The organism is Plantibacter sp. MPB07, from assembly GCF_046619465.1.
GTDB classification, from domain to species: Bacteria; Actinomycetota; Actinomycetes; order Actinomycetales; family Microbacteriaceae; genus Plantibacter; species Plantibacter auratus.
On the sequence record NZ_CP177043.1, the window covers coordinates 2477483 to 2503483 of the forward strand.

Below are 26001 nucleotides of genomic sequence, written 5' to 3' on the forward strand. Positions count from 1 at the left end.
AGCAGTGTGCTCCCGGGGCCGTCGGACCTTCAGTCGGTCATGCCGCCCGACGACGCGCACGCATCGCGACGAGGACTCCACCGAGGAGGACCAGCAGGACCCCCGCACCGATCGTGCCGAACGGCAGCTCGGCACCGGTGGTCGCGAGCGCCCCACCCGACGCCGAACCGTCGACGCTCGTCCCGTCGGCCGCGACGATCCGCACCTCGGTCCAACCGATGAGCGAGCCGTCCGCCGCGTAGACCGCGACGCGGTGGTCGCCCAGCGTCGCGTCGGCCGGGATGGTCGCCAGCAGGTCACCAGCGGCGTTCGTCGTGCCGGCGGCGATGCGCGCGGGCGTCGAGTACAGCCACACCTCGACGGCCGTCGCGGCGAATCGGTCCTCGAGGCCGACCGTCACAGTCTCCCCCCGACGGACCGTGTCGGCGAGCGTGATCGCACCGCGGTTGCCCTCGGTGAGGCTCGTCCCGGGCAGTGGCGTGACGCCACCGGTCGGCGGGGTCACGGGCGGCGTGGTCGTGCCGGGCAGCGACCCGAGACGCAGGGCCTCGGAAGCGTAGCCGTCGGCGAACCAGTACACGGGACGCTTGCCGTCGACCGACAGCGAGGCCGGCGCGGTCGCGAAGCCCTCGTTGTTGAGGTTGGGCAGGCCCGCCGGACGCTCGACCTGAGCGATCCCCGGCTGCTCGGTTCCGTTCAACGTGATCTGCGCACCGGTACCCGCGCAGCCGTCGTCGCACACGGCCCACAGCACGCCGAGCGTCGTGTCGTAGTCGAGCGCCATGACCGCCGGGAGGCCCGGGTCGATCGTCGAGATCAGCGTGGCCGAGCCGTCGGCGTTCAGTGCGAACGCGTACACGTCGCCGGTGTCCTCGACGCCGACGAAGAACAGTCCGTCACCGTGGCCCGCGTAGTCCGCCGGGTCGTACGTCGCCTTCGTGTTGTCGTCGAAAAGCTTGCCGGCGAGGTCGCCGTCGGCCACCCACTCGACGGCCTCGACACCGAGGTTCGCGCCGACCGTCGGCAGCAGGGCCGTGAGGTCCCACTCCTGGGAGGCGACGACGTCGGGGCCGGGCGCGTTCGGGTCGACCTTGAGCACGGCGTTGAGCGTCGTGCCCTTCACGCTGTTGTCGCGCTCGACACCGACGTAGACGGAACCTGCGCCGTCGACGGTGATGCCCTCGGTGTCGGGGCCGGCTGCGGAGGGGTTCGACGCGTCCTTCTGGAAGCGGGCGCGCTTGCCGTTCTCCCAACCGTCGACGAACGAGACCGAACCGTCTGCGGCGATCGCGAGCTTCCAGAACGAGCCGGTGCCGTTGTCGACGGCCCAGAGGAACGCGCCGTCGGCGGTGACCTGAGTGTCGAGGCCTGAGCTGTCCTCGAGGAACATCGGCGTGGTGTCGAGCACCGTCACGTCGGGCGAACCGGGCCACGGACCGACCGGGATCTCACCGGCGCAGACGTTGGCCGTGCCCTTGGTGGCCTCGGCCGTCGCAGCGAAGGCGCCGGTCGCGTCGGGGCAGCGTCCCCAGGTGTTCGCCGGGTGTCCCTCGCCCCAGGTGGTCGAGTCGAGCAGTGCGTCGCCCTCGAAGAGGCGGACCGTGTCGCCGCCGCCGAGCCCGAAGCCGAGGGCTGCGCGCTCGATGACGAGGTAGCCGCCGGCCGCGATGCTCGTGCCCGTGGGGATGGCGTAGGCGTGGGTGTCGTCGTCGTCCTTCACGACGATGCCGGAGACGTCGAGCGCGGCGGTCGTCGGGTTGACGAGCTCGATCCAGTCGTCGGGCGAACCGCCGTCGGACTCGACCTCGTTGATGCGCACCGGGTTGCCGCAGGCGTTGCGCAGGCCCTTGGTGGAGACGGCGGTGTCGACGAACTCGCCCGTGCCGTCGGGGCAGCGCGCGAAGACGCCGTCCGCGTGGGCCGCGTAGGTGTACTCGGCGACCGTCGCGCCGGCGGCGTTCCGCACGGTGGTGGTGTCGCCGTTGCCGAGCCCGAACGCGAAGTTCACATTCTGGTCGAAGACGAAGTAGGCGCCGGGCTCGAGGATCGTCCCCGCGGGCAGCGGGGTCGTGTCAGCGGCGTGGCCCACCGGGTCGTTGTCCATGAGCGTCCAGCCGGAGATGTCCAGCGCGGTCGCCTCGAGGTTGACGATCTCGACCCAGTCGGTCGTGTCCTTGTCCGACTCGACCTCGTTGATCGCGACGTTCGGGAGGACGCAGTCGTTCGCTGCGCCCTTCGTGATGTTCGCGAGGACGAACGCGCCTTCGCCGTCAGGGCAGCGGGCGAGCGTGGCCGCGAGGGAATCGCCGCCGATCATCGCGTGGCCGCTCCAGGTGCCCGAGCGGTCGATGAGCGTGCCGGTCGCGTCGAAGAGCCGGATCTCGTCGGCGCTGCCGATGCCGATCGGATCGCGGAAGGCCGCTTCCACCCCGCCGACGATGCCGACGGTCGACTCCTCGACGACGAGGAACTCGCCCGCCGCGATGGAGGTGCCGGGAAGGAACTGCCAGCGGTGGTCGTCCGAGTTGTCGCGGATCTCGTAGCCGGAGATGTCGAGCGCCTCGGTGCCGGGGTTGAAGAACTCGACCCAGTCGGCGGGCTGCGAGTCGATCTCGTTGATGCGGATCTCGCCGGGCAAGTCGGGCACCTCGGGGGCTGTGAAGACGTTCGCGGCGCCCTTCGTCGACTCGGTGGTCTCGGCCCAGCCGGCGCGGTCGGCGGTGACGCCGTAGGTGTTCGCGGCGTGACCGGTCCACGAGTACTCGTCGGCGAGCGCCGCGGTCGGGTCGAACAGGCGGACCGAGTCCTCCTTGCCGAGGCCGAAACCGAGCTGATCCTCCTCGACGACGAGGAACGCGCCTGGCTCGACGACGGTGCCGGCGGGGAACGCGTAGTTGCTGTCGTCCTTGTTGTCCTTCACGACCCAGCCGTCGAGCGTGACGGCGGTCGTTGCGGTGTTGGTGAACTCGATCCAGTCGCCGGGGACTCCACCGGAGGACTCGACCTCGTTGATCTGGAGCCCCGGCGCTGGGGCGGCGATGGCGGCGGCGGGCGTCGCGATGAGGGCGGTTGCACCGATGGCGCACACGGCGGTCATCGTCAACACGCGGTTGAGGCGGGGCATGGGTCTCCAGGGCACGAAGGGACGGGGATCTGCACCCATCCCATCGGCATGGGGTTGCCGGGCGGAGGAGCGGCGGTGACCGGGAGGTGAACGGCGGGTGGCTTCCCAGGCTGGGTGTGGGTTCGCGCTCGGGCACGTGCCGCTGGGTGGGGCACGTGCCCGCACTCGGGGCACGCCGTGATCGGCGTGCCGCGCGCGATACGCAGTGCCCTGTGCCACCCACAGGATGACGCCCACCCACGAGTGATCACGCCCGTTCACGGCCACTCGCCACATACAATGTGGACGACCGAATTGGGGAGAAAATGGCACGACGGCGTGGGTTCTTGGCGGAGATGCAGCACCAGACGAGGCTCGCGGAGCAGCGACAACGCAACGCAGTCCGACAACACAACGCGTACGTCCGCCAGGTGGAACAAGCGCAACGCGCGGCCGAACGAGCGCAGCTCGCCGCAGCTCGTGCGTCAGAGGCCGATCGCAAGCGCCTGGAGAAGGAAGCGGCAGCCGCGCACGTCGCCGCGATGCAGGCCGAGGTGGATCAACGGAATGCTGATCTGCGCGATCAGTACGCAGAGATCGACGGGCTGCTCAGCGCCACACTGGATGTCGATGATTTCGTCGATCTGGAGGCCTTACGCGTCCGAGTTGAACACCCACCGTTCCCTCGAGTCGATCTGCGAGTCCCCACTGCCGCTCCCACCCCGATCCCCGATCCCCCGCTGCCGGTCAAGTACGCCGCCCAGGAGCCGACCGGGATGTTCGGCAAGAAGCGCAAGCTCGCTGAGGCACAAGCCGCTGTGGAAGCACGCTATGCAGCCGACTATTACGCCTGGCAGGCGGCGGTCGCTGCACTTCCGCAACAGCGTGCGGCACAACAGGCGGCATACGAGTCTGCGGAGCAGAAACGTCGTGGACGGCTCGCATTCGAAGAATCCAAGTACACGCAGGAGTGTGAAGCACGCGAGACTGCCGCAGCCCAGCGGAATGCCGAGCTGGACCAGCTCATCACCGGTCTCGGCTACGGCACAGTAGAAGCCGTCCAGGAGTATGTCGGCATCGTCATGGCGAACTCGGTCTACCCGGAATGGTTCACGGTCGACACCAACGCGACGTTCGAACCATCGACAGCCGAACTCAGTCTTCGGGTGACCATCCCTGGGCCGGACCAGATCCCGACGACCAAGGGCTATCGGTACGTCAAGGCGTCAGATGAGATCACTGCGTCGCCGCTGGCGGCGAAGGATGTGAAGGATCGATACGCGGCAATCGTTCACAACGTCGCACTGCGGAGCGTCCACGAAGTCTTCGAAGCCGATCGGCGCGCCCTCATTCACAATGTGTCGCTCGAGTTGGGCACCGAGACGATCAACCCGGCGACCGGGCGCGAGACCTACGTGCAGTTCCTCGCCCTGGCCGTCTCTCGCGACGAGTTCCTGAAGCTGGATCTTGCCGCGGTCGTTCCGTCCGCAACCCTGGAGCACCTTCGCGCAGTCGTGTCGAAGAACCCGCACGGGCTCGTCGCGGTCGACGGCAGCGGGGTTCGCCGAGCATGACGGACAACGGATCGATGATCTTCAACCCGCCGCCGGGATGGCCGAAGCCTCCCACCGGGTGGAAGCCACCCGCGAGTTGGACGCCAGATCCGAGCTGGCCACCTGCCCCATCCGGTTGGGCACTGTGGATCGATCCGAACGAAGGACGCGAAGCCGAAGCACCAGCCGCGGCGGCGCCGACGACCGTCAACACACCGCAGACGCCGGACACCGTGACGGATGCAGGAACCTCCGCGCGCATTCAGGAACTCGAGCGTGAGAACACAGCCCTGCGCCAGAAGTTGGCCATCGGGCATACCGACGACCTTGTGGAACTCGACGACGCACGAGTCTTGCAGTCGGTGGGCATCTACCGTTTCCACCATCCCCTCGAAACCGCTGCCGCTTACCAATTGCGGCTCCAAGCGATCGAGGCTCGCATCGCCTCGCTCGTTCGGGACGACCGCGCGATCGAGAAGTCCGAACTCTTCACGTTCAACAACTCCCTTGCTCAGGGCAAGCGCATGACATCGGACCTCGCCAAGCTCATGTTGCGTGCCTACAACTCCGAAGCCGACAACGCACTCCGGACACTTCGTGCGGGAAACGTCGTGACCGCGAAGAAGCGTCTCGAGTCGTCTCGCACGGCGATCGCGAAGCTTGGCGCGCTGATGGAGATGCGGATCAGCGACGAGTTCCATCGACTTCGAGAGAAAGAGATCGAGCTGACCGCTGATTGGCTCATGAAGAAGCAGGTCGAGCGAGAGGAAGCCAAGGAGGAGCGGGCACGGATCAAGGAAGAGCAACGTGTTCAGAAAGAACTCGACGATGAGCGAGCGCGTCTGGACAAAGAGCGCGCTCACCTGGTCAACACGCTCGCTGCCCTCCAGAACCAAGGGCAAACCGATGAGGACCTCCTCCGTCGTTTGGGGGCTATCGACGAGGCGATCGCTGATAACGACTTCCGGGCCGCGAACATCCGTGCCGGCTACATCTACGTCATCTCAAACGAGGGAGCGTTCGGTCCTGATGTCGTGAAGATCGGCCTCACTCGTCGACTGACGCCGACCGACAGAATCTCCGAGCTCAGTGGAGCTTCGGTGCCGTTCAGGTTCGACACCCACACCCTGTTCTTCTCCGAGGATGCAGTCACCCTGGAGAACGAGCTGCACAAGCATTTTGCGGACCGGGCTCTGAATCAGGCCAATCCTCGGAAGGAGTTCTTCTTCGCCAGCCCCGCAGAGGTGCGGGACGTTCTCCTGCAGAAGGTCGGCAACATCCTCGAGTTCTCCGACAGTGCCGAAGCGACGGAGTATCGGCAGTCCCTCGGCCGTTGGCCACAGAGAGCCCAATCCCGGAACGAGATCATCGGCGGCTGAAGCCAGCTGAACGTCGACCATCAGAAATCCGAAGAGGGCTCGCGCGGTCTCCGCTTGCGTTGTCACGACCAGGACTACGCTCACCCCATGACCGACGATGCGACCACCGACACCGCTCCGCGCGCAGACCTCACCGGCTGGGTGCGGACCCCGTTCACCGGCGGCGGCGTTACGCACGACCGCTTCGAAAAAGGGTCCGGGCCGGGCGTCGTCCTCATCCCCGAGCTGCCCGGACTCACGCCCGAGGTCCTCGGGCTCGCGGAGCACCTCGTCGCGGAGGGCTTCACCGTCGCGATCCCGTCACCGTTCGGGACGCCCGGACACGAGGGGACCCTCGGCTACACGCTCGCGAGCGTCAGCAAGGTCTGCGTCTCCGCCGAGTTCAAGGCGTTCGCGACCGGCGCCCACCGACCGGTCGCCGACCACGTCCGGGCACTGGCCGCCGACCTCGCGGCCCGCACGCCGGGTCCTGGCGTCGGAGTCATCGGCATGTGCTTCACCGGCGGATTCGCGCTCGCGGCGGCCGTCGACGAGCACGTCCTCGCCTCCGTCATGAGCCAGCCGTCGACACCGTTCCCTGTCAGCCGGGCCCGCCGCATCGATCCCGGGATGTCCGCCGCCGAGTTCGATGCCGTCGCAGCCCGTGCGGCTCAGGGCTCGGTCTGCGCACTCGGCCTCCGCTTCAGCGAGGATCGGGCCGTCCCGCGGGAGCGCTTCGCCACCATCGCCGCAAAGCTCGGCGACGCGTTCGAAGTCATCGAACTCGACTCCTCCCCCGGCAACGCAGCCGGCTTCGCGAAGACCGCCCACTCGGTCCTCACCGGCGAGGTCCGCGAGCGCGACGGCCACCCGGCGTTCGAGGCCCGGAAGCGCGTGGTCGCCTTCCTCCGCGAACGACTCGCGACACCGTCCGCGTCGGCCTGACCTTCCCAGCCGGCCGTCACGCTGCGATCATCGACTCCATGACCTCGACGCGACACGACCGCGCGACACCGAACCTGCCGTCTCGCAACTTCGACGCGACGGAGACGTTCTACTCGGCGTTCGGGTTCGAGCGCACGTTCCGAGACGAGGGCTGGTTGATCCTCGTCCGCGGTGGTCTACAGCTCGAGTTCTTCCCCGCACCCGACCTCGACCCGGCATCGAGTAACTTCATGTGCTGCCTGCGTGTGGCCGACGTCGACGAACTCTACGACGCCATCCGACGTTCAGGAGTCCCCGAGGCGACCGTCGGCGCGCCTCGCCTGCATCCGGTCCGGATGCAGGATTGGGGACTCCGGGCCGGATTCCTCATCGACCCGGACGGCACGCAACTCACCCTCATCGAGCAACGCGACTGATCCGCGACGGCGCGGCATCCGCGGGTCGCTGCTCGGAACCGCCTAGAAGAAGGTGATCCCGTGCGGCGCGCGCGGCGTCTGGAGCATCGATCGAAGCAGGAGCGGCGCAGCAGGGTCGGCCGCCTGCAGCACACCGGCTGCGGCGAGCGACACCGGCGAGACCGCGCCGAGCAGGAGCGAACCGAGGTCGGCGACGTCGAGCGCGAGGTCGGCGCCGGCAGCGTCGGTCTCGTCGCTCAGCTTCGTAGCCGTGCCGTGACCACCGGTCACCTCGAGGCGGAACGTGCCCGCCGCGTAGCCGAGCGCGTCGGTCACGGCGATCGTCAACGAGCCGTCGACCGCGAACGGACGCGACGCGAGGACGGCCGGGAGGTCGAGGACGCGCAGCCACACGTGGTCCTCTTCGTGCTCGATGTCGTAGGCGCGATTGTCGCCGAGGGCCGAGACGATCGGGTCGTCGAGGCGGGCGCGGTTGTACTTCACGACGTCGTTGAGGTCGATGGAGAGCAGGAACTCCCACAGCGACAGGTAAGCCGCGTCGGTCGCGTAGACGAGGTCGATGATCTCGATGCCGGTCTGTCCGCCGGGCTGTTCGACCATGCGCCACGTGACGTAGCCGTCGACCTCCTCGCCGTCGGCGGGACGGTGCACGGCGGCGCGGGTGTCCTTCGCCGGTTCGCCGTCGCGACCCAGCGTGCCGAGGACCAGCGGCCACGATCCGGTGTTGCGGACCATGGACCCGATCGAGCGCTCGTCGAAGCGGTCGAACACCTGACGTGCGACGCCGTCGACCAGGTACTCGGGCGTGACGACGGACACGATGCCGCTCGTCGGCGCGAGGAACGGCAGTGCCTTCGCGCGCTTCACGACGACGTTGCGCTCACGGATCGCGGAGCCGAATCCGAACCGACGGTAGATCGTGCCCTCGCTGGCGGTGAGGGCCGCGATCGCATAGCCGTCGGCGACGCCGCGCTCGAGAGCCTGCGTCATCATGCGGCGCAGGATGCCGCGGCGTCGTTCGGTCGGGCGGACCGTGACGTCGGAGATCGCCTGCGTGTTGATGCTGGTGCCGTCGCCCCAGCTGAGCGCCTTCGGGAACCAGGAGAAGGTGCCCGCGGGCCAGGTCTCGTCGACCGAACCGGGCTGCGGCTTGCGGACGTAGGCGCCGAGCAGCACCGCTTCGTCGGCGATGAGTTCGTTCACCTTGCGCTTGCGCGCCTCCGGCTTGGGGGTGGACTCGTGGAAGCCGAATCCGATGGCGTCGAGGGCCGCGAGGCTCTCCGGGGTCGGTTCACCGTCGGCCCCGTTCGCGAACGGGAACTCACGGAGCTCGTAACGGGCGTCGAAATCTTTGCTGTTGGCCACGACTCCAGCCTAACGACCCGGCCTGACACGCCCCCGGGAAGCGCGATGGGATCGTGACGTCACGGCAGGGTGATCGACACCTCGACCGTGTACTCGTCGGCGGTCTGGCCGAGCACCCGCTGCCGCAGCTCCGTGGTCGGCATCGTGATGCCGCGCTCCGCGATCGCGTCGAACAGGGCGACCACCGCGGGGTGGGTCGATCCCTCGGGGAGCTCGACGCCCGGTTCGGATCGCCAGACCGCGGCGAGCTCGGTCCGCTCGGGCAGCACGTCGACCGTGGTCTCGTCACCACCCCACGTCGGTTCGAGCTGCGACGAGGTCGGCCAGCAGCAGACGATCTCGACCGCCCCCTGCTCGCCCGGTCGGAGCGCGGTCCAGAACGTGCCCGTCGGGCCGACCCCGGCCTCCTGCAGGGCGACGTAGAGCTGCGAGAACTGCTCGTTCGCGTCGTCGTCCGTCACGGCGTCCTCGTCGCCGCGCGGCACGGTGAGCACCCGTCCGACATAGGGCTGGGGTGGGAGCGCGCGTTCGACGATCTCGACCGGTGCCGCGAGCGACGCGACGACCGAGCGGGCCTGCGCGAACGCGCGGTCCTCCTGCTCGCGCTGCTCCAGGACCAGGCGGTGGTGCACGTCGATCGCGGTCGACGGTTCGGCGCCGGCGACGGAGACGCCCACCGCGGCGAGGGGCACGCCGGCATCGCGGAGGGCCTTCACGATCACGCCCGAACGCACCTGCTCCTCGCCGTAGCGGCGGTAGCCGGAGTCGGGATCGACGTCGGCCGGAACCAGGACGCCCTTCTCGTCGTAGTGGCGGAGCGCCTTCACGCTCAACCCGGTCATGCCTGCGAACTCTCCGATGTGCAACATGCTTCAAGCATCACGCCTCCCCCTACGGGAGAGTCAAACCGCTGACATCGGCGTCCAAACCGCACCCCGAAGGTTCCTTAGTGAAGGATAAGCGCCTAAACTTCACTAACGGCTGTCGTAACTGCAACTTCGGCCGGGAAACAGGAGGGGACGATGACGACCGCTGTCACGTATGAACAGCGGCCCTGGCGGTCGCGTATCGCTCCCGACGCGTTGCCGAAGCGCGAGCGGCTGCTCCTCGCACAGCCATACGACGCCGCGGTCCCGCCGCCGATCGCGGACCTCGACATCCGCTTGTCGGATGGTCTCGTGGAGCTGCTGGGCGAAGCGCAGGAACGGATCATCCGTTTCGACAGCGAGGTCGGTCACGTCACCGCGCCCTTCTCGTCGATCCTGCTGCGGAGCGAATCGGCGTCGAGCTCGCAGATCGAGAACCTGACGAGCAGCGCGAAGGCGATCGCCGAGGCCGAGTTGGACGAGCGCGACACCGGGAACGCACCGCTCATCGTCGCCAATGTCCGAGCTCTCGAGGCAGCACTCGCGGCATCGGACGAGCTCTCCAACACGACGATCATCGCCATGCAGGAGCAGCTCCTCGGCACATCGGCACCGGAGATCACCGGCCGATATCGCGACGAGCAGGTCTGGATCGGGGGCGGCAATTTCGGTCCGCATGAAGCAGACTTCGTTCCGCCGCACCATGACCGTGTCGCAGCGGCGATGGACGACTTCATCGCCTACTCCCTCCGACCGGCACCGCTTCCGCTCGCTGCGATCGCCGTCGCTCACGCGCAATTCGAGACCATCCACCCGTTCCCTGACGGCAACGGGCGCACCGGTCGAGCGCTGGTGCAGGCCGCCCTCCGGCGAGTCGGACTGACCAGCGGGGTCACTGTGCCCATCTCAGCCGGCATCCTGCAGCAGCGCGACGACTACTTCGCTGCACTCACCAGCTATCGGCAGGGCGACGTCGAGCCGATCGTCCGCGTCTTCGCCGACGGTGCGTTCCTCGCGATCGCCAATGGACGGACGTTGGTGGAGGAGATCGAGACCATCCGGGCCGCATGGCAGCAGGCCTTGCGCGACATCCGCGCCGATTCGGCCGCGCATCGCATCACGGCACTGGCACTGGAACATCCGGTGATGAACAGTCGGCTCGTGCGCGAACATCTCGACGCCTCAGATCGCACGGTCTTCAACACCCTCAACACCCTCGTCGACCGTGGCATCCTCACGGTCGGCTCGTCGCGACAGCGGAACCGTCTCTGGACTGCGCCTCCCGTTCTGGCAGCGCTCGACGGGTTCGCTGCGCGCAGCATGCGGCGCGGCTGATGGCGCTCCCACGGAGCGCCTGCGGTTCCGGCGCATGACACCGGCGGACCTCGACGAGATGGCGAAGCTCCTCGGCGACCGCGCAGTCATGGAGTTCTATCCGGCGCCGAAGACCCGCAAGCAGGCCGCGGCGTGGATCACCTGGAACCAGGACAACTACACGTCCTACGGCCCCGGACTGTGGATCATCGAGACCCACGACGGCGACTTCGTCGGTGACTGCGGCCTGACCTGGCAGCGGGTCAACGGCGAGCTGAAGCTCGAGGTCGGGTACCACGTGAGCCTCGCCTGGCAGGGTCGAGGATTCGCGACCGAGGCCGCCGCCGCCAGTCGGGACTTCGCCCAGGAGCACACGGACTCATCAGAGCTCGTCGCGATCGTCCACCCCGAAAACCGTGCATCGTCGCGTGTGGCGGAGAAGATCGGCATGCAACGCGTGGACGACGACCTCGGGGCAGACGGGTCGGTGCGGCACGTGCTGAGCATGCGACTTCGATCGACGGCCGCCCTCAGCGACGCCGATCACCTCACTGAGTAACCGCCGCACCTACCCCCGCGCCGCCACGAACGCCGCGACGCAGTCCTCGATGTCCTGCTCGCTGTGGGCGGCACTGATCTGCACCCGGATGCGGGCCTCGCCGCGGGGCACCACCGGGAAGCTGAACGGAATCACGTAGATGCCCTGCTCGAGCATCCGCGCCGCTACCTGCACCGCCTGCTGCTCGTCGTCGAACATCACCGGGATGATCGGGTGCGAGCCTTCCAGCAGCCGGAAGCCCTCCTCGGTCATGCGGGCACGGAACAGGTCCGCCTTGCGGAAGAGTCCCTCGCGCAACTCGTCGCCCTCCGCCGCAAGCTCCACAGCCCGACGCGCTCCAGCGACCAGCGACGGCGCCAGGCTGTTCGAGAACAGGTACGGCCGGCCCGACTGCCGCAGCACGTCGACGATCTCCTGCTTCGCACTCACGTACCCGCCGGACGCACCACCGAGCGCCTTGCCGAGCGTGCCGGTGAGGATGTCGACGCGGTCCTGCACGCCGAACAACTCCGGCGTTCCGCGACCACCCGGGCCGACGAAGCCGACGGCGTGCGAGTCGTCGACGAGGACGAGCGCGCCGTAGCGGTCGGCGAGGTCGCAGATCTCGTCCAAGGGTGCGTAGAAGCCGTCCATCGAGAACACGCCATCGGTGACGATCACAGTGCGACGTGCGTCGGCCGCGTTCATGAGCTGCTGCTCGAGGTCGGCCATGTTGCGGTTGCGATAGCGCAGGCGGCGGGCCTTGCTCAGACGGATGCCGTCGATGAGCGACGCGTGGTTGAGCGCATCGGAGATGATCGCGTCGTGTTCACCGAACAGCGCCCCGAAGACGGCTCCGTTCGCGTCGAAGCAGGAGGAGAACAGGATGGTGTCCTCCGTGCCGAGGAACGCGCTCAACTCCTGCTCGAGGTCGCGGTGGATCCGCTGCGTGCCGCAGATGAAGCGGACACTCGCGAGCCCGTAGCCCCACTCGTCGAGCGCCAGCTTGGCGGCGTCGACGATCGAGGGCTCGTTGGCGAGGCCGAGGTAGTTGTTGGCGCAGAAGTTCCGCACCTCCCGACCGTCGATCGTCACGCGACTGCCCTGGCGGGACGTGATCGCGAACTCGCGCTTCGTGAGGTCGTCGGCCTCGATGCGGTCGAGCTGGTCGCGCAGCTGCGTCTTGATGGTGCCGTACATGTCGTCTCCTCGGGGTCGAGTGGGCGGTTGAGCTGAGTGTGGCGGCCGCTCAGGCGGCGGTCGCGGCGTGGGCGGCGACGGGTGCCTGTTCGTCGATGACGCCGGTGATGACGACGTCGCGGGTGTCGGTCCAGTCGATGAGCACCTTGCCGGCCGCTCCCCCGCGCGCGGTGTCGAACGCGTCCTGCCAGGAGGCGAGCGGGAAGCGGGCGGTCACCAGCGATTCGAGGGCGTTGCGGAGCTCGGGGCTGTGGTCGACCATCGCGCTCGCGTGGTGCCAGGTGTCGAACATCTCGCGCCCGTAGATGCCCTTGATGGTGATCATGCGGGTGATGACCTTGGTCCAATCGATCTCGATGTTGGTCGACGGGAGACCGAGGAGCGCGACCTTGCCGCCGGTGTTGAGGTTCTCGATGAGCTCACTCGCCGCTGCGGCCTGTCCGGACATCTCGAGGCCGATGTCGAAGCCCTCCAGCATGCCGAGCTCGGCCTGGGCGTCGGCGACCCGCTCCTTCGAGACGTCGACCACGCGGTCCGCCCCGACGGCGAGGGCCTTCTCGAGGCGGTCGGCGACGACGTCGGTCGCGACGATGTTGCGCGCCCCGGCGACCCGGCAGACGGCGATGGCCATGAGCCCGATGGGTCCGCAGCCGGTGATGAGGACGTCTTCGCCGAGGATCGGGAAGCTGAGGGCCGTGTGGACGGCGTTGCCGAGGGGATCGAAGAGGGCGCCGAGGTCGGGCGTGACCTGGTCGCCGTGGACCCACACGTTGGTGGCTGGCAGGACGACGTACTCGGCGAAGGCGCCGTCGAGGTTGACGCCGAGGCCGCGGGTGTGACGGCAGAGGTGGCGGCGGCCGGAGCGGCAGTTGCGGCACGTGCCACAGACGAGGTGGCCCTCGCCGGAGACCGCCGCGCCGACGGGTATCCCCTCGACGCGGCTGCCGACCTCGACGACCTCGCCGGAGAACTCATGGCCGGGCACGAGCGGGGCGTCGACCGCGCCGGCCGCCCACGGGTCCCACGACTCGATGTGGAGGTCGGTGCCGCAGATGCCGGTGCGATGGACGCGGATGAGGACGTCGTCGGATCCCATGGCCGGCATCGCGCGCTCGACGAGTTCGAAACCGGCGGTGTCGGGTCGTTTCCAGAGGGCGAGCAACGGCGTTCCTTCCTGCGGGAGCGGCGGCGGCCGGTGGTGCCGGCTGTCGCGGACGGGCGTCGTTGCGCTGTCCTGTTGACCAACGTAGTCAGATCGATCCGTCATGAATATTGAGGGTTTCCACGTGACCAGTTAGCTTGAGCTGATGAATCTCTCTCAGATGCGGATCATGCGCGAACTGGCCGAGCGCGGCACGATCGCAGCGGTCGCGCGACACCTGCATGTCACGGCGCCGGCGATCTCGCAGCAGCTGGCCGCTTTGCATCGCGAGCTGGGCGTCGCGTTGACGTATCGAGTGGGGCGCGAGATCCGCCTGACCGAGGCGGGCATGGCGCTGGCCGAGATGGCGGGGACGGTGCACACGCTGATCGACCGCGCGGCCGAGACGGTGCGCGAGTACGGCGGCGACACGGGTGCGCGGGTGCGGGTGGCGGCGTTCCAGAGTGCCGGGCAGGCGTTGCTGCCGGGGTTGCTGGAGGACGCTGAGGGTGGCCCGTCGCTGGTGTTCGGGGAGCACGATGTCGCGCAACCCGAGTTCGCCGAGCTCGTCGACCAGTACGACCTCGTCATCGCGCACCGGATGGACCATGACGAGCCGTGGCCGTCGGAACAGCTGTCGGTGACGACGCTGTTGAGCGAGCCGTTCGATGTGGCGATGTCGGTGGACCACCCGCTCGCTGGCCGGTCGTCGGTGTCGGCGGTCGAGCTCGCGGACGAGTCGTGGATCGCCGCTCATGCGGGCTTCGCGCCGGATGTCGCGCTCGGGGTGGTCGAGGCGACGGCGGGGGTGCGGTTCCATCGCGCGCATCGGGTGAACGACTACCACCTGGCCGCGTCGCTCATCGTGGGCGGGGAGCTGCTGGCGTTGTTCCCCCGGTACACGGCGCCGCGGGCCGACCCGCGGTTGGTGCTCGTGCCGCTCGAGGACGTGCGGATCGCCCGCAACATCGACGTGCTCGCGCGTCCGCACGCGCTCGCGCGGGTCGCGGTGGCGGGGACGCTGGAGCGACTGCAGGACGGAGCTGATGCGCTGCAGCGGGAGCGTCCGTCGGCGCCGGCCGGTCCCGGGCTGCATCACGTCGAGGTGTGGCTCGCGGACGTGGAAGCGGAGCGGGCGGGCTGGGCCTGGCTGCTGTCTGGTGTCGGGTTCTCCCAGGAGAGCGAATGGCCGGGCGGCGAGTCCTGGGAGGCCGGCGACACCTACGTCACGCTGACGGCGTCGCCGAACCTCAGTGCGGAGTCGCACGATCGGCGCCGTCCGGGCGTGAACCATCTCGCGTTCCGCGGCGGCACGCGGGAGGCTGTCGACGCGATCATGGCGGCGGGCCCCGAGCACGGCTGGCGGCCGCTGTATCAGGATCGCTATCCGCACGCCGGTGGCGAGCAGCACTACGCGGGCTGGCTCGAGAACGAGGCGGGCTTCAAGGTCGAGGTGGTCGCGGATCCCTTGGTGGGCTCAATACGCGCTTAGCCTGCAACAGCCCTGGACCATGACTAGATTCCATGGTGGAAACTGGGCACCTCCTGCCAGAATGCCTGAATGTGGATTACGTTCTGGCCCGACATTCTCGTTGCAGCAGTCGGGGCCGCTCTGGCTGTTTTCGCAGCTTATGCGACGTATCTGTTGAACGCTCGAAGGATCGAAACTCAGGCACTCAATAACCTCATCGAGGAGCTACACCTGCGACGAGCCCTCGACCCAAGCGTAGAACCTTACGTCGTTCCCAATGCGGCAGAGCGGCAAGACTTTGACCAGGTAAGCCGAAGTGTGGTGAGCATACGCCGCGAGCTTCGGACGGCGCGAGAAGCAGTGCGCAGCAGTCGCGATATTCGCCTGACCTTGGTCGAGATGTCGAAGGGCTGCAACCTGTATCTCGAACGAGCTGAGCAAAGTCCCGATTCCTACCTCCTTTCGTTGGTGAAACTACAGCGCCAACTCGAAGGAGGGGTGCGAACAATCACGATCCTGCGGCCCGGGGTCGATTACCTCGCCCCTGGAACTGGAGCGCTCGATCTCGACTGAGTTCTGGGGCACCGGCGTCCGGTGTTCGCCGAACAGCGCCCAAGCCCAAGACTGACGCACAACTCGGGCGCGTGACCCATTCTGGGACTGATGACCCCCGCCCCTCCCCCGCCAGACTGTGCTTGGCCCGGTTCGCGGGTCCGTCACCTGCTCCGTCGATCGCTTCGATGTCACCATCGGTTCACGCCGGGTCCCAATCCAAGGATCATCTGCCATGCCTGGTTCCCTGCACGTCCACGTCATGGACGGAACTCATCTCAACGTCCGAGTGGTATCGGATCAAGGAGCGACGCTCTCACTCATCGGTGAGCTGACAGACCTGGAACCGACCGTTGAAAGCGGCGGTGTTCTCGAGTCGAACCCTGCGCTACTCAGAAACATGTGGGCGCACGCCAAGACCTGGTACACAGCTCGTGCGACCTCGAATGTCGATGCGCTGAGTGTGGCCGATCCTGATGAGCAGAAGGCGGCCATCAAGTTCATCGAACGTGCACGCAAGATGGCACATAAGCGTGCAGATGACTACGGGAAGACCGCGCAATGGATCGCCGACGTCGCGGATGATGTGTCACTCCTCGACGTGGAGCATGGATGGTGCTCATCCTGTTTCACGCAGAGCGAGCATCGGAAGTCGAACCGTCCTGTCGGCCAACTTCCCGTGTACGTCTGTCAGGCCTGCGGATCTCCCACGCTGCCCTGCGTCGCACTCGGCTGCGACAACCTCGCTGTCCGCGACCGCGGAGCCATCCGCATTCCGCAATTCTGTGCCGAGCATCGCCACGACATTCCGGGCTTCGAGAAGGCCGATGGTCCGTTCGGGGATCTGCACGATTACGAGGACTTCCTCCGATACGAAGAACCCGACCTCGACAAAGCATCCAAGATCACGATCGGCGCCGCGCTCGCTTTGGGCGTCGCAGTGCCGCTCACCCTGCTCGCTGCACCTGCGATCGGCGGCGCGATCGGTTCGCTCGGGCTCTTCGGCGGTCTATCGGGCGCCGCGGCTTCTGCTCATGGCCTTGCACTTCTCGGCGGTGGGAGCCTGGCAGCCGGGGGGCTCGGTATGGCGGGCGGCACTGCAGTCGTGACTGCGGTGGGTGCCGCGGTCGGCGGCGCGCTCGGAGCATCGGTTTCCAACGCATACGTTCGAGAGGACAAGTCCTTCCGCATCGACCTGCTTCGCCCCGGGAACGGAGGCGTGCCTGTCGTCGTGGCGAACGGATTCCTGACGGATGGAGAGGGCGAGAAGTGGGGAGGTTGGAAAGCGATCGTCAGCGAGCGCTATCCCGACTCGCCCGTGTACCGAGTCCGGTGGGGTTCCAAGGAGCTCCGAGATGTCGGTGTGTTCGGAGCGGGCATCGCGGGCAAGGCCGGCGGGGTAGCCGCGGCACAGGCTGCCGCCGCGGTCGCAACGAAGATCGGTGGAAAGCTCATGGGCGGGCTGATCGGACCGGCGTTGATCGCCACCGACCTCGCGAAGAATCCATGGCATGTAGCGAAGAGTCGGGCGGACAAGACCGGCGTTATCGTCGGTGATCTCCTTGCGCGCACGAACGCGGAATCGTACGTGCTCATCGGTCACAGCCTGGGGGCGCGGGTCATGGTCGTCGCCGCACAAACGCTTGGCACGAAGCCTGGCGGCCCGAGGATTCAATCTGCCCACCTCCTCGGAGCAGCGATCGGTGCCGAGAGCAACTGGGACGGACTGACTGCCGCGGTGGACGAAGTCGTCTTTGGATACCATTCCCGCAACGACGCCGTGTTGAAGTACGTGTACAGGACAGCCCAATTCGGAGAGACAGCGGCAGGACTCACGGGCTTCGCTCCCGCATCGAGCAAGTTGCAGAATGTCGACGTGACGGACCAGGTCGCTACGCATTCCGACTATCAGGGAGCTGTTCGACTCCTGTGAGGCGGAGTCGTTCGGTCAAGGCGTTTTGATCGTTCAGACTCTGAACGACCGAAGCAGCCCAGACTCAAACAGTCTGAGCAACGATGGTCTCGCCGTTCCGCGCCAACCTCCCCGACGCCAGTCCGAACTCGAGGGCCTCGTCGAGGCGGGCTCCGATCGCGGCGGTGACGCGCTTGCCGCCGAAGATGGCGAGGGTCTCGCGTCGGAGTTCGTCGGGCGAGAGGCCGGCCGACTCCTCCGCGGCGATCGCCATCGCGTTCGCGATCTCCGCCAGGGAGATGTGCTCGATCGCTCGGGCCGCTTCGGCCGAGGACTGCCGCGCACCACGCCAGGTGAGTGGGTCGATCGACGTCGGCCAGGCGAACGGTTCGTCTGAGCGACCCAGCAACTCGGCCGGGACTTTGTCGAGGATCGACTTCGCCCGCGAACCCACCACCCGGTCCAGACCGAACGCACCCGCGACCAGCTTCGCCAGACGCGTCACGTGGATCGGCCCCTCGGCCTCCACCACCGCACGGATCGCGCCCTGCACCGCGACGACCGACTGCCGCCCGGGCAAGCGGTCGAGCACTTCGATCCCACCCAGCATGGGTGCGTCCCAGGGCTGGTACTCCGACAGTTCTGGGTGCCGATCGGACGCGACCGCCTCCGGGGCTGTCTCGACCGCAGCCGCCGAACCGACCTTGCGGTCACGGAACTCCGACAGGGTCTCCAACGACGCCAGCCGCTCCGACCACTCCCGCACTCGGGCACTGCGAACGGGTGCGGGCGCATCCGAATCATCGGGAGCGACATCGGCATCATCGGCAACCGACGCATCAGTCGCCTCCGACTTCGCACCAGCCGACACCACCGGCGCCGCACTCCCCGCAGCAGCCCGCTCAGCCGCAGCCTCCACCGCCGCGACCAACCGGTCCAGCACCTCCTCGCGGTGGTGCAACCACTCCGGCAGCCACACGCGCTCGACGCCCGGCCACCGCATCAAGCCGCTCAGCACCTCGACCGGCAGCCCGTCACGGTCCGCGACCGTCCGACGCTCACGCCATGACGCCCCGTCGAGGAGCACCGCCACCAACGGTCGGTCCGGCTCCGCTTCCGTAGCGATGCTGATGTCGACCCGGAAGTCCGACAAGCCGACATCCGTCCGCACGGCGTGCCCGGCGTATCGGAGCTCGTCGGCGATCTCGTCGCGGTGACGGTCGATGATCGCCTGACGACGTCCGTCCTCGCCCGCGGCCTCACTCCCCCGCTGCGCCAGCTCCAGGTACGCCTTCAGGTGCTTGATGCCGATCGACGAGGTCTGTTCCGCCCGCAGCTCCGACGAGTCGAAGCTCGCGAACAACACCACCTGTCGCCGCGCCCGCGTCACCGCGACGTTCAACCGTCGCTCTCCGCCAGCGCGCGTGAGCGGACCGAAGTTCAACGGGATCACGCCTTTCTCGTTCGCGCTGAACGCGATCGAGAACAGGATCGTGTCGCGCTCGTCGCCCTGCACGTTCTCCAGGTTCTTGACGAAGAGCCCGTCCTGCTCGTCCAGCGCCAGCGCGATCCGCGGGTCGGCACTGTCACGCAGCAGATCCTCGATCAACGTCCGCTGCTGCGCGTTGAAGGTGATGACCCCGAGCGACGGCGTCTCCTCCGGAGAGGCCTCGAAGCGACGCGAGATCTCCTCGACGATCGCCCGTGCCTCCACCGGGTTGGTCCGCAACGACTTGCCGCGGCCGCCCCGCTCGAACTGCCCGTCGAGCCGCACGAACGCCAGCCCGTGACCCGCCACGCCACCGTCGCCCGCGCCCGCGAACGGCGCCGGGAACGACGACAACTGGCTGTCGTAGTAGTGATGGTTCGAGAAGGCGATGAGCGACTCGTCCTGGCTGCGGTAGTGCCACGACAGCCACTTGCTCGGCACCCGCGCCTGCACGCACTCGGACAGGATCGACTCCTCGTCCTGCAGCACCTCGCTCGTGTAGTCGGCGTCGTCGTCGATCGTCGCGCCGGCCTCGGCGAACGTCGTCGGCGGCATCTGCTTGCTGTCGCCCACGACGACGACCGAGCGCGAACGCCCCATCGCCCCGATCGCGTCGGCGACGCGGATCTGCGACGCCTCGTCGAACACGACGATGTCGAACAGCTCGGCAGCGGCCGGGAAGAACCGCGCGACCGACTCCGGGCTCGCGAGCGTGCACGGCATGATCTGCGTGATGAGCTCGCCGAAGTTCTCGAGCAGCGCACGGACGCTCATGCCGCCGCGCTGGCGGTCGATCTGGCGACGCAGACCACCGACCTGACCGCTCTCCGACTGCGAACTGAACGTCCGCAAGCCGAGCACCGACGCCGGGATCGCCCGAGGCAGCTCCTCACGCACGGCCTTCACACTCGTGGTGAAGCGGGTGACACTGCGGTTGTGGGCGGTGGCGTCGAAGGCGTCGAGCGTGGTGGTGCGCTCGCGCTCGTCGATGGACGCCTGCGCGAGGCCCTTCTCGAAGGCGAGCGTCGCGTCCTCGGTCTCGATGCGACCGGCGAGGATCGCAGCGCGAACGTCGTCGAGCCCATGGGTGCGGAGTGGTTCGATGACCCGGACGAGGTCGAGCCAGCGTTCGAGGACGACGGGCTCGGCGGCGTCGAGACGGCGGGCGTCTCGCGTCGACCACCAGGCCTGCAGGAAGCCCTCGCCACCCGACCACGCCGACAGGCGCTCGGTGCTGACGGACGCGATGCGCAGGAAGTCGCTCCAGGTGCTCGCGAGCGTCGTCAGCGCCTGGGCGGCCTGCTGCGAGGGCTGGGTCGTGGCGTAGTGATCGCGGACGGCCGTGATGAACGCGTCGTCGGGCGTGCCCGGCAGGCGGAAGCCCTCCGACAGCCAGCGGTACCAGCCGAGGAGTTCACGCACGGGCTGGGTCGGCTCGACCAGCGGGTTCCAGCGGTCGCCGACGAGCGGGAGCGCGGTGGATCGGAGCGTGCTGCGCAGCTGGACGAGACGGTCCTGCGCCGCCTTCGCCTCGGTGAGCTGCGGCACCAGTTGCTTGACCTTGAACGAGGTCGCGTCGACGGCCAGCACGTCACTCAGCTGGGCGAGCGCGGCCCGCAGTCGCTTCTTGCGACCGAAGAAGCTCGACGCCGCGGCCTGCTCGGCGGCGTGGAGGGGGCCGGCGATGTCGCGGTCGAGGATGGCGGGCGAGAAGGTCGAGCGCCACTCGGCCTGGGCGTCGCGGAGCTGTTCGGCGGCGGCGAGGGCGTCGTCGAGCCGAGTGAAGTCCTCGGGCCTGGTTCCCGCCATGAGCGCGCCGATCGGCAGGCGCGGCGCGGCGACCGCAGTCGACCAGAGGCCGAGGAGGTCGGGGCGCGACGCGAGGCGCAGGGCGTCCATCGAGAGGCCTGCGTCGAGCGTCGCTGCAAGGGCCGCGTCCAGCGCGCGGGCGGCCTGCTGCACGGTCGCGGCGTCCAGCCCGGGAGCGGACGGGCCGTCGAGGAACGCCCACGGGTGCGTCGTGTTCGGGCGCGCGAGGTCGGAGCGCTCGGGGAGGTCGCGGAACACCTGCCGCAGCTGCTCGAATGCTTCGGGCGTGCCGGCGGCGACGAGCTGCTCGGGGATCGCCATCGGGACGAGGTCATGATCCATCGCGAGCAGGCGACTCCGCGCGGAGTAGAGGGAGAAGCCGGCGGCGTTGACCTCGTGGAGGCGGTCGGCGTAGCGGGTGAGGGTGCGGAGGCCGGACTCGGACAGCTCACGGTTGGTGCTCAGCGCGTCGATGTCGGCCTTCGTGCGGAGGTCGAGGCCGGTCTTGATCTGCGCGCGGACGACGTTCGGCCGCGCGCCATTGTCGTGGAGGTCGAGCGAGAACGCACCGAGTCCGACGTCTTCAAGTCGCTGCTTCACGACGTTGAGCGCCGCACGCTTCTCGGCGACGAACAAGACCTTCTTACCCTCGGCGAGCGAGCGGGCGAGCAGGTTGGTGATGGTCTGCGACTTGCCGGTACCGGGAGGGCCTTCGAGCACGAAGGTGCGGCCGGCGACCGCTTCGGCGACGGCGTCGAGCTGCGAGGAGTCGGCGGCGACCGGGCAGTCGAGGCCGAGGCGGTCGAGGTCGGTGTCGGTCTGCGCGGGCGTGGGGTCGGCGTAGGCCTCGAGCGGCGAGTTGATGAGGTGGTCGACGAGGCTGTTGGAGGCGAGCGTCTCCCAGTTCTCGTCGAGGTCCTTCCACAGCCGGTACTTCGCGAACTGGAGGATCGACAGCGACGCCGTCTCCTCCACGCGGAACGGGAGGCCGGCGTCGAGGATCGCCTGGCGCACGGCGGTGAACGCGGCCGGGAGGTCGATGCCGGAGCCGTCCTCGACGGGGTTGGCGAGTCCGGGGATCTCCAGGCCGAAGCTCAGGCGCAGCTTCTCGAGCAGGCAGTAGTTGGGCGTGGAGGAGCCCGACTCGTCGAGGGTGAGGCGGTAGGAAGAGCCGCGGCTCGTCGTCGTGAGCGTGACGGGCACGAGCACGAGAGGTGAGCGGAGGTCGCGGTCGCCGAAGCGCCAGCTCAGCATGCCGAACGCGAGGTAGAGGTTGTTGGCGCCGGTCTCCTCGACGATCGTCTTGGCCTTGTAGGCGAGGGCGCGGAGCTTCGTCGGGTAAGCGGCCTCGGTGACGTCGATGAAGGCGCTCTTCTTGTCCTCGAGGAAGGTGATGCGGTCGCTCTCGTCGAGGTCGCGGCCGAAGCGGATGCCGCGCTGCTGGTCGATCGTCGCGACGCTGTCGGAGGCGACGAGGGTGAGCGGGGTGCCGTGGTTGATGCTGTCCTCGAGGCGGCCGAGGGCGGGGCCGGGGACGGCGAGCTCGAAGCCCGAACGGTCGGTGTAGTTGATGAGCTTGTTGCGGAGGCTGAGGTCGAGGAGGGCGTTCTTCCAGGTGGAGACGCGCTTGGGGACGTCGGGGCCGTGGCCGGCGGCGGTCGATTCGGCGGTGGCCGGGGCGTCCTGCGTGAGGGCGCGGGCTTCGGGTGCGTGGTAGAGGGTGACGACGGGTTCGCCCTCGGCGTTGATGCGGCGGCTGGGCAGCGGGTAGACCTTGCGGAGGCGGGCCTGGACGACATCGGTGATGCCGATGAAGTCGTCGAGCGGGCCAGCGAGGTGTTCGGTGTGGGGCCGGCGGGAGGCGTCCGCGAAGGTGGCGGAGGTGCCGGTGAGCATGGTGGTCTCGACGACGCCGATGCGGCCGAGTTCGAGGGAGTTGACGGCTTCGGAGACGTCGGTGCTGGCGACGACGTCGAGGGTGGTCTGGACGCGCCAGTAGCCGAGGAAGATGTGGTCCTTGAGCAGCCAGAGGAGCGGGTGGATGCCAATGGCTTCGAGGACTGACGCGAGCAGGATGGTGGTGTCGAGGCAGGTACCGAGGTGGCTGGTGACGACTTCCTCGGGGGTCCGGACCTTCTGGCCGCTCTGGCCCCAGCTGGCGGGCGGTTCGGCGTAGCGGATGTCGCGGGCGCGGGCGGCGTCCCAGACGGCGGCGACGATGGCGTCGATGCGGGCGGGGTCGTCGAGTTGGTAGGTGGCGAGGGAGCTGTTGCCGGTCTGCTTGTCGAGGAGGTCGGAGACCTCGAGCATGAGCTCGCTGACGACGAGGGCGTTGGGCTGCACGTGCGCGGCGAGGAGCTCGAGGCCGAGCTGCACGGGGGCAGCGATCCACTGGTTGGACGCGAGCACGGTGACGGGGCTCTCGACCGTGCCGAGCTGGGTGCCGGCGGCGTCGCGGACCGTGACGCGGATGACGCCGGGGCGCTGTTCTTCGACGAGGAGCATGCGGCGGGGGTCGAGGAGGACCTCGGGGCTGCGGAGGAGGGTGGCGCGGTCTTCGCCGAGGTCGGCGAGGAGCACCTTGGTGTCGGCGAGGGCGCCGTCGGCGGTGACGACGTCGATCTCGACGGACGCCGCCCGGCGTTCCCCGCCGTGGTTCTCGAGGACGATCTCGTCGATCACCGCGATGCTGCAGTGCGCCATCGCGTAGCTGAGCGTCGGCGTCGCGCTGACGCGGATGGAGACGGATGAGGGGGCGGCGTCTGTTGCAGACAATGAGCCTGCAGCGCTCTGCTCGTCCGCACCATCGGTCCCTGAGCCTGTCGAAGGGCCCATCTCGCCAACGCTCCCCGTCTCGGCCAACGCAACTCCACCGGTCCCTGAGCCCGCCCCCTCGGTCCCTGAGCCTGTCGAAGGGCTCAACACCCGCCCCTTCAACTCCCCTACAACCGCAGCCTGCTCCGCCGCCCCAACGCTCTCCAACAACAACTGCATCGAATCCAACGCCCGATACGCAGACTGCTCCGTGAACCCCGCGTTATGCGCCCAGGCGTTCCGAACTTCCCGAAGCTCACTCGCATACCCGCGAGCACTCCGCGACAACACGCGGTCGAACGGGTACCCCAGCTCACCGATCCGCTCCGTCATCGCCCGAAGCATGAGCGAAACGTCGGTCGCCGAGTACCGCCCGTGCCCGCCCCCGGCTGCGCGGTCCTTCTCCTCGATAATCCGAGTCCACTCGACACCGGGCACCGCCTCGGTGAACGCACCCTCGACGATGCGGCGAAGCCCCAACCCAAGCTGCTCGAGCCCCTGGCCGACGGCGGAGTTGAGTTCAGAAGCGTCCACGTGTGGGCCTTCATCGGGGTGGTGCGATTGATCGGGCGATGGCCAGCTCCGTTGAGAAGTCACCGCGGAACCGAACTACCGCCCCATTGACCCAGCAAGTCTGCCGCTCGTGTCTGAACGGACCCAAACCAGCATCGACGATGGCCGCGTCTCGCACACCGACCGATACAAGATGAACGCCGGTCAGCTCACACGACCGCGGAACTTCTCCATGTACGCATTGCGGCCGTGCTCACTCTGGCCGGTGAATCCCTTGAATGCACCGAGCTTGTAGGACGTGATCCCCGCGGCCGATGTCACCCGCTCGAGCTCAAAATCCTGCTCGAGGACCGCGAGTCTCCGCTCCACAGAAGCATGGCTGAACTCACTCAAGGCTGCGATGAGTTTGTCGACGCTGAGATAGTCGTTCGCATTTGCGAGCGCTCGATACACAGGATCGTGAACGTCCGCGGAGAGCTCCGGCAGTTCGCCAGCGACCCCTTCATGGTTCAGCGCAGCATAGATCGAGCGGCCCATCGCTTCGGCGACCGGTGGAGGGAACGCGTTGCCGATCTGTCGGTACTGAGAGGTTTTACGACCGGCGAAAAGCCACTCGTCCGAGTCCTTCCATCCCTGAATCCTGGCGACCATCGGAATCGTGAGGCGGGGAAGCTTCTCCGAGGGCGGAGGCGCATCAGGCCCTGGCGCTGCATCGGCGACACCCTTGCCATCGACGCCGAGAAGTTCCCAAGCTCGCTTCGCACGCGTCGGTCCGAGATCTGCGCCACCGTGCTTCTTGCTACCGCCGACAAGGGTTGGGCCGATGCCATTCGCAAGCTCGACCCATTCATCCACGTGCGGCCAGCCATTTGCGGCCATGAGGTCTCGCAGCGTTTCTCCCACAGTCACTGTGCGCGGCTCGGGCTCTGGCCAACGGAAGTAGGCAGCGTCTTCGGGCCGCAGAGCGACTAGCACGAATCGTGGGCGGAGCTGCGGAACCCCGTAGTCAGCGGCATGCAAGAGACGCCAGTCTGCGACATAGCCCTGCTGTGCAAGCCGGTCAAGGATGCGCTGGCGGTACCCGGAAAAGCGTGCCGCCGCCAGACCCCGAACGTTCTCGAGCATCAAAGCCCGAGGACGCATTACTTCGACCTGCTCCACCGCCCAGGCGAACAGGTCACGCTCATCCGACGAGCCGAGCTGCTTACCTGCAGCGGAGAAAGGCGGGCAAGGGACTCCACCCGCGAGAAGGTCGACGCCATGGTAGTCAACGGGATTCCACACTCCCAGATCGGCCACGTCCCCAACGGCCACAGTGCCACCCGTATTCTGACGCAATGTGGTAGCGGCCGTCTCGTCGAGCTCCACCGAAAAAGCATGATCAAAGCCGGCGTTTCGAAGACCCAGTGCCTGACCACCCGCGCCAGCACAGATTTCCACGACCCGCAAGCTGCTCATGCCGCCACTCCCACCCGATCAAAACCTCAGAGTCTGCCCTGGTGCGCGACACCCTGCGTCACCCAGCAAAAGGATACAGCGCAGACCCGTCGCGCTCGTTCCAAACAATCGCACGGGCAGCCACGCGCAAGCGCCATGAGACGTCGGCCGAACGCAACTCCCCCGGGCCCGACGCCAGGACGGG

At 67.9% G+C, this 26001-nt stretch carries 16 protein-coding genes and 2 pseudogenes; 10 read left to right on the forward strand and 8 right to left on the reverse strand.

Going from position 1 to position 26001, the window contains the following annotated elements; genetic code table 11:
- Positions 1-37: 37 nt before the first annotated feature.
- Positions 38-3124: a lamin tail domain-containing protein gene (locus ACLIME_RS11405; protein ID WP_411556974.1), complete on the reverse strand. Its 3087-nt coding sequence runs from the start codon at positions 3122-3124 to the stop codon at positions 38-40.
- Positions 3125-3459: 335 nt separating this feature from the next.
- On the opposite strand from ACLIME_RS11405, the gene ACLIME_RS11410 reads away from it, so the two are divergent.
- From ACLIME_RS11410 to ACLIME_RS11425, 4 genes are all read left to right on the forward strand, one after another.
- Positions 3460-4677, forward strand: coding sequence for a hypothetical protein (locus tag ACLIME_RS11410; protein ID WP_411556975.1), 1218 nt, complete (start codon positions 3460-3462; stop codon positions 4675-4677).
- On the forward strand, positions 4674-6035 hold the full coding sequence (locus ACLIME_RS11415) for a DUF4041 domain-containing protein (RefSeq protein WP_411556976.1): 1362 nt from the start codon (positions 4674-4676) through the stop codon (positions 6033-6035). The genes ACLIME_RS11410 and ACLIME_RS11415 overlap by 4 nt, the downstream gene beginning before the upstream one ends.
- 87 nt (positions 6036-6122) lie before the next feature.
- Complete coding sequence (locus ACLIME_RS11420; RefSeq protein ID WP_411556977.1) at positions 6123-6959, forward strand: dienelactone hydrolase family protein; 837 nt, start codon at positions 6123-6125, stop codon at positions 6957-6959.
- A gap of 38 nt (positions 6960-6997) precedes the next feature.
- Complete coding sequence (locus ACLIME_RS11425; RefSeq protein ID WP_411556978.1) at positions 6998-7375, forward strand: bleomycin resistance protein; 378 nt, start codon at positions 6998-7000, stop codon at positions 7373-7375.
- A 42-nt stretch (positions 7376-7417) separates the two neighbouring features.
- Here ACLIME_RS11425 and ACLIME_RS11430 read toward each other — a convergent pair whose 3' ends face one another.
- Positions 7418-8740, reverse strand: a complete 1323-nt coding sequence (locus tag ACLIME_RS11430) for a GNAT family N-acetyltransferase (RefSeq protein ID WP_192006064.1) — start codon at positions 8738-8740, stop codon at positions 7418-7420.
- 59 nt (positions 8741-8799) lie between these two features.
- The gene (locus ACLIME_RS11435) at positions 8800-9609 is read right to left on the reverse strand and encodes a MerR family DNA-binding transcriptional regulator (protein ID WP_411556979.1); all 810 of its coding nucleotides are present in this window, start codon (positions 9607-9609) and stop codon (positions 8800-8802) included.
- Between the two features lie 153 nt (positions 9610-9762).
- Here ACLIME_RS11435 and ACLIME_RS11440 point away from each other — a divergent pair, with 153 nt between their 5' ends.
- Together ACLIME_RS11440 and ACLIME_RS11445 are read left to right on the forward strand one after the other, a co-directional pair.
- Positions 9763-10941: a Fic family protein gene (locus ACLIME_RS11440; RefSeq protein ID WP_411556980.1), complete on the forward strand. Its 1179-nt coding sequence runs from the start codon at positions 9763-9765 to the stop codon at positions 10939-10941.
- A 34-nt stretch (positions 10942-10975) separates the two neighbouring features.
- Positions 10976-11479: a GNAT family N-acetyltransferase gene (locus ACLIME_RS11445; protein WP_411556981.1), complete on the forward strand. Its 504-nt coding sequence runs from the start codon at positions 10976-10978 to the stop codon at positions 11477-11479.
- Between the two features lie 9 nt (positions 11480-11488).
- Here ACLIME_RS11445 and ACLIME_RS11450 read toward each other — a convergent pair whose 3' ends face one another.
- Positions 11489-12658 (reverse strand): glycine C-acetyltransferase, encoded by a 1170-nt coding sequence (locus ACLIME_RS11450; protein ID WP_411556982.1) that lies wholly within the window; start codon positions 12656-12658, stop codon positions 11489-11491.
- A 49-nt stretch (positions 12659-12707) separates the two neighbouring features.
- The gene (tdh, locus tag ACLIME_RS11455; RefSeq protein ID WP_086474787.1) at positions 12708-13820 is read right to left on the reverse strand and encodes an L-threonine 3-dehydrogenase; all 1113 of its coding nucleotides are present in this window, start codon (positions 13818-13820) and stop codon (positions 12708-12710) included.
- A 169-nt stretch (positions 13821-13989) separates the two neighbouring features.
- On the opposite strand from tdh, the pseudogene ACLIME_RS11460 reads away from it, so the two are divergent.
- The 4 genes and pseudogenes from ACLIME_RS11460 to ACLIME_RS11475 form a co-directional block, all read left to right on the forward strand.
- Positions 13990-14778: pseudogene (locus ACLIME_RS11460) on the forward strand (LysR family transcriptional regulator); the annotation flags it as partial.
- 72 nt (positions 14779-14850) lie between these two features.
- Positions 14851-15291: a VOC family protein gene (locus tag ACLIME_RS11465; RefSeq protein ID WP_411558794.1), complete on the forward strand. Its 441-nt coding sequence runs from the start codon at positions 14851-14853 to the stop codon at positions 15289-15291.
- 69 nt (positions 15292-15360) lie between these two features.
- On the forward strand, positions 15361-15843 hold the full coding sequence (locus ACLIME_RS11470; RefSeq protein ID WP_411556983.1) for a hypothetical protein: 483 nt from the start codon (positions 15361-15363) through the stop codon (positions 15841-15843).
- A gap of 214 nt (positions 15844-16057) precedes the next feature.
- Complete coding sequence (locus ACLIME_RS11475; protein WP_411556984.1) at positions 16058-17755, forward strand: DUF726 domain-containing protein; 1698 nt, start codon at positions 16058-16060, stop codon at positions 17753-17755.
- A gap of 64 nt (positions 17756-17819) precedes the next feature.
- On the opposite strand, the gene ACLIME_RS11480 is transcribed toward ACLIME_RS11475, so the two are convergent.
- From ACLIME_RS11480 to ACLIME_RS11490, 3 genes and pseudogenes are all read right to left on the reverse strand, one after another.
- Positions 17820-23807 (reverse strand): DUF3320 domain-containing protein, encoded by a 5988-nt coding sequence (locus ACLIME_RS11480; protein ID WP_411558795.1) that lies wholly within the window; start codon positions 23805-23807, stop codon positions 17820-17822.
- 252 nt (positions 23808-24059) lie between these two features.
- Positions 24060-24443, reverse strand: a pseudogene (locus ACLIME_RS11485) (Swt1 family HEPN domain-containing protein); the annotation flags it as partial.
- A gap of 120 nt (positions 24444-24563) precedes the next feature.
- Positions 24564-25817 (reverse strand): DNA cytosine methyltransferase, encoded by a 1254-nt coding sequence (locus ACLIME_RS11490; protein WP_411556985.1) that lies wholly within the window; start codon positions 25815-25817, stop codon positions 24564-24566.
- Between the last annotated feature and the right edge of the window lie 184 nt (positions 25818-26001).

Bases quoted from the DNA above. Each gene is read 5' to 3' on its own strand.
- ACLIME_RS11405 (WP_411556974.1), bottom strand. From the start codon at position 3,124: ATGCCCCGCCTCAACCGCGTGTTGACGATGACCGCCGTGTGCGCCATC.
- ACLIME_RS11410 (WP_411556975.1), top strand. From the start codon at position 3,460: ATGCAGCACCAGACGAGGCTCGCGGAGCAGCGACAACGCAACGCAGTC.
- ACLIME_RS11415 (WP_411556976.1), top strand. From the start codon at position 4,674: ATGACGGACAACGGATCGATGATCTTCAACCCGCCGCCGGGATGGCCG.
- ACLIME_RS11420 (WP_411556977.1), top strand. From the start codon at position 6,123: ATGACCGACGATGCGACCACCGACACCGCTCCGCGCGCAGACCTCACC.
- ACLIME_RS11425 (WP_411556978.1), top strand. From the start codon at position 6,998: ATGACCTCGACGCGACACGACCGCGCGACACCGAACCTGCCGTCTCGC.
- ACLIME_RS11435 (WP_411556979.1), bottom strand. From the start codon at position 9,609: ATGTTGCACATCGGAGAGTTCGCAGGCATGACCGGGTTGAGCGTGAAG.
- ACLIME_RS11440 (WP_411556980.1), top strand. From the start codon at position 9,763: ATGACGACCGCTGTCACGTATGAACAGCGGCCCTGGCGGTCGCGTATC.
- ACLIME_RS11445 (WP_411556981.1), top strand. From the start codon at position 10,976: ATGACACCGGCGGACCTCGACGAGATGGCGAAGCTCCTCGGCGACCGC.
- ACLIME_RS11450 (WP_411556982.1), bottom strand. From the start codon at position 12,658: ATGTACGGCACCATCAAGACGCAGCTGCGCGACCAGCTCGACCGCATC.
- ACLIME_RS11470 (WP_411556983.1), top strand. From the start codon at position 15,361: ATGTGGATTACGTTCTGGCCCGACATTCTCGTTGCAGCAGTCGGGGCC.
- ACLIME_RS11475 (WP_411556984.1), top strand. From the start codon at position 16,058: ATGCCTGGTTCCCTGCACGTCCACGTCATGGACGGAACTCATCTCAAC.
- ACLIME_RS11490 (WP_411556985.1), bottom strand. From the start codon at position 25,817: ATGAGCAGCTTGCGGGTCGTGGAAATCTGTGCTGGCGCGGGTGGTCAG.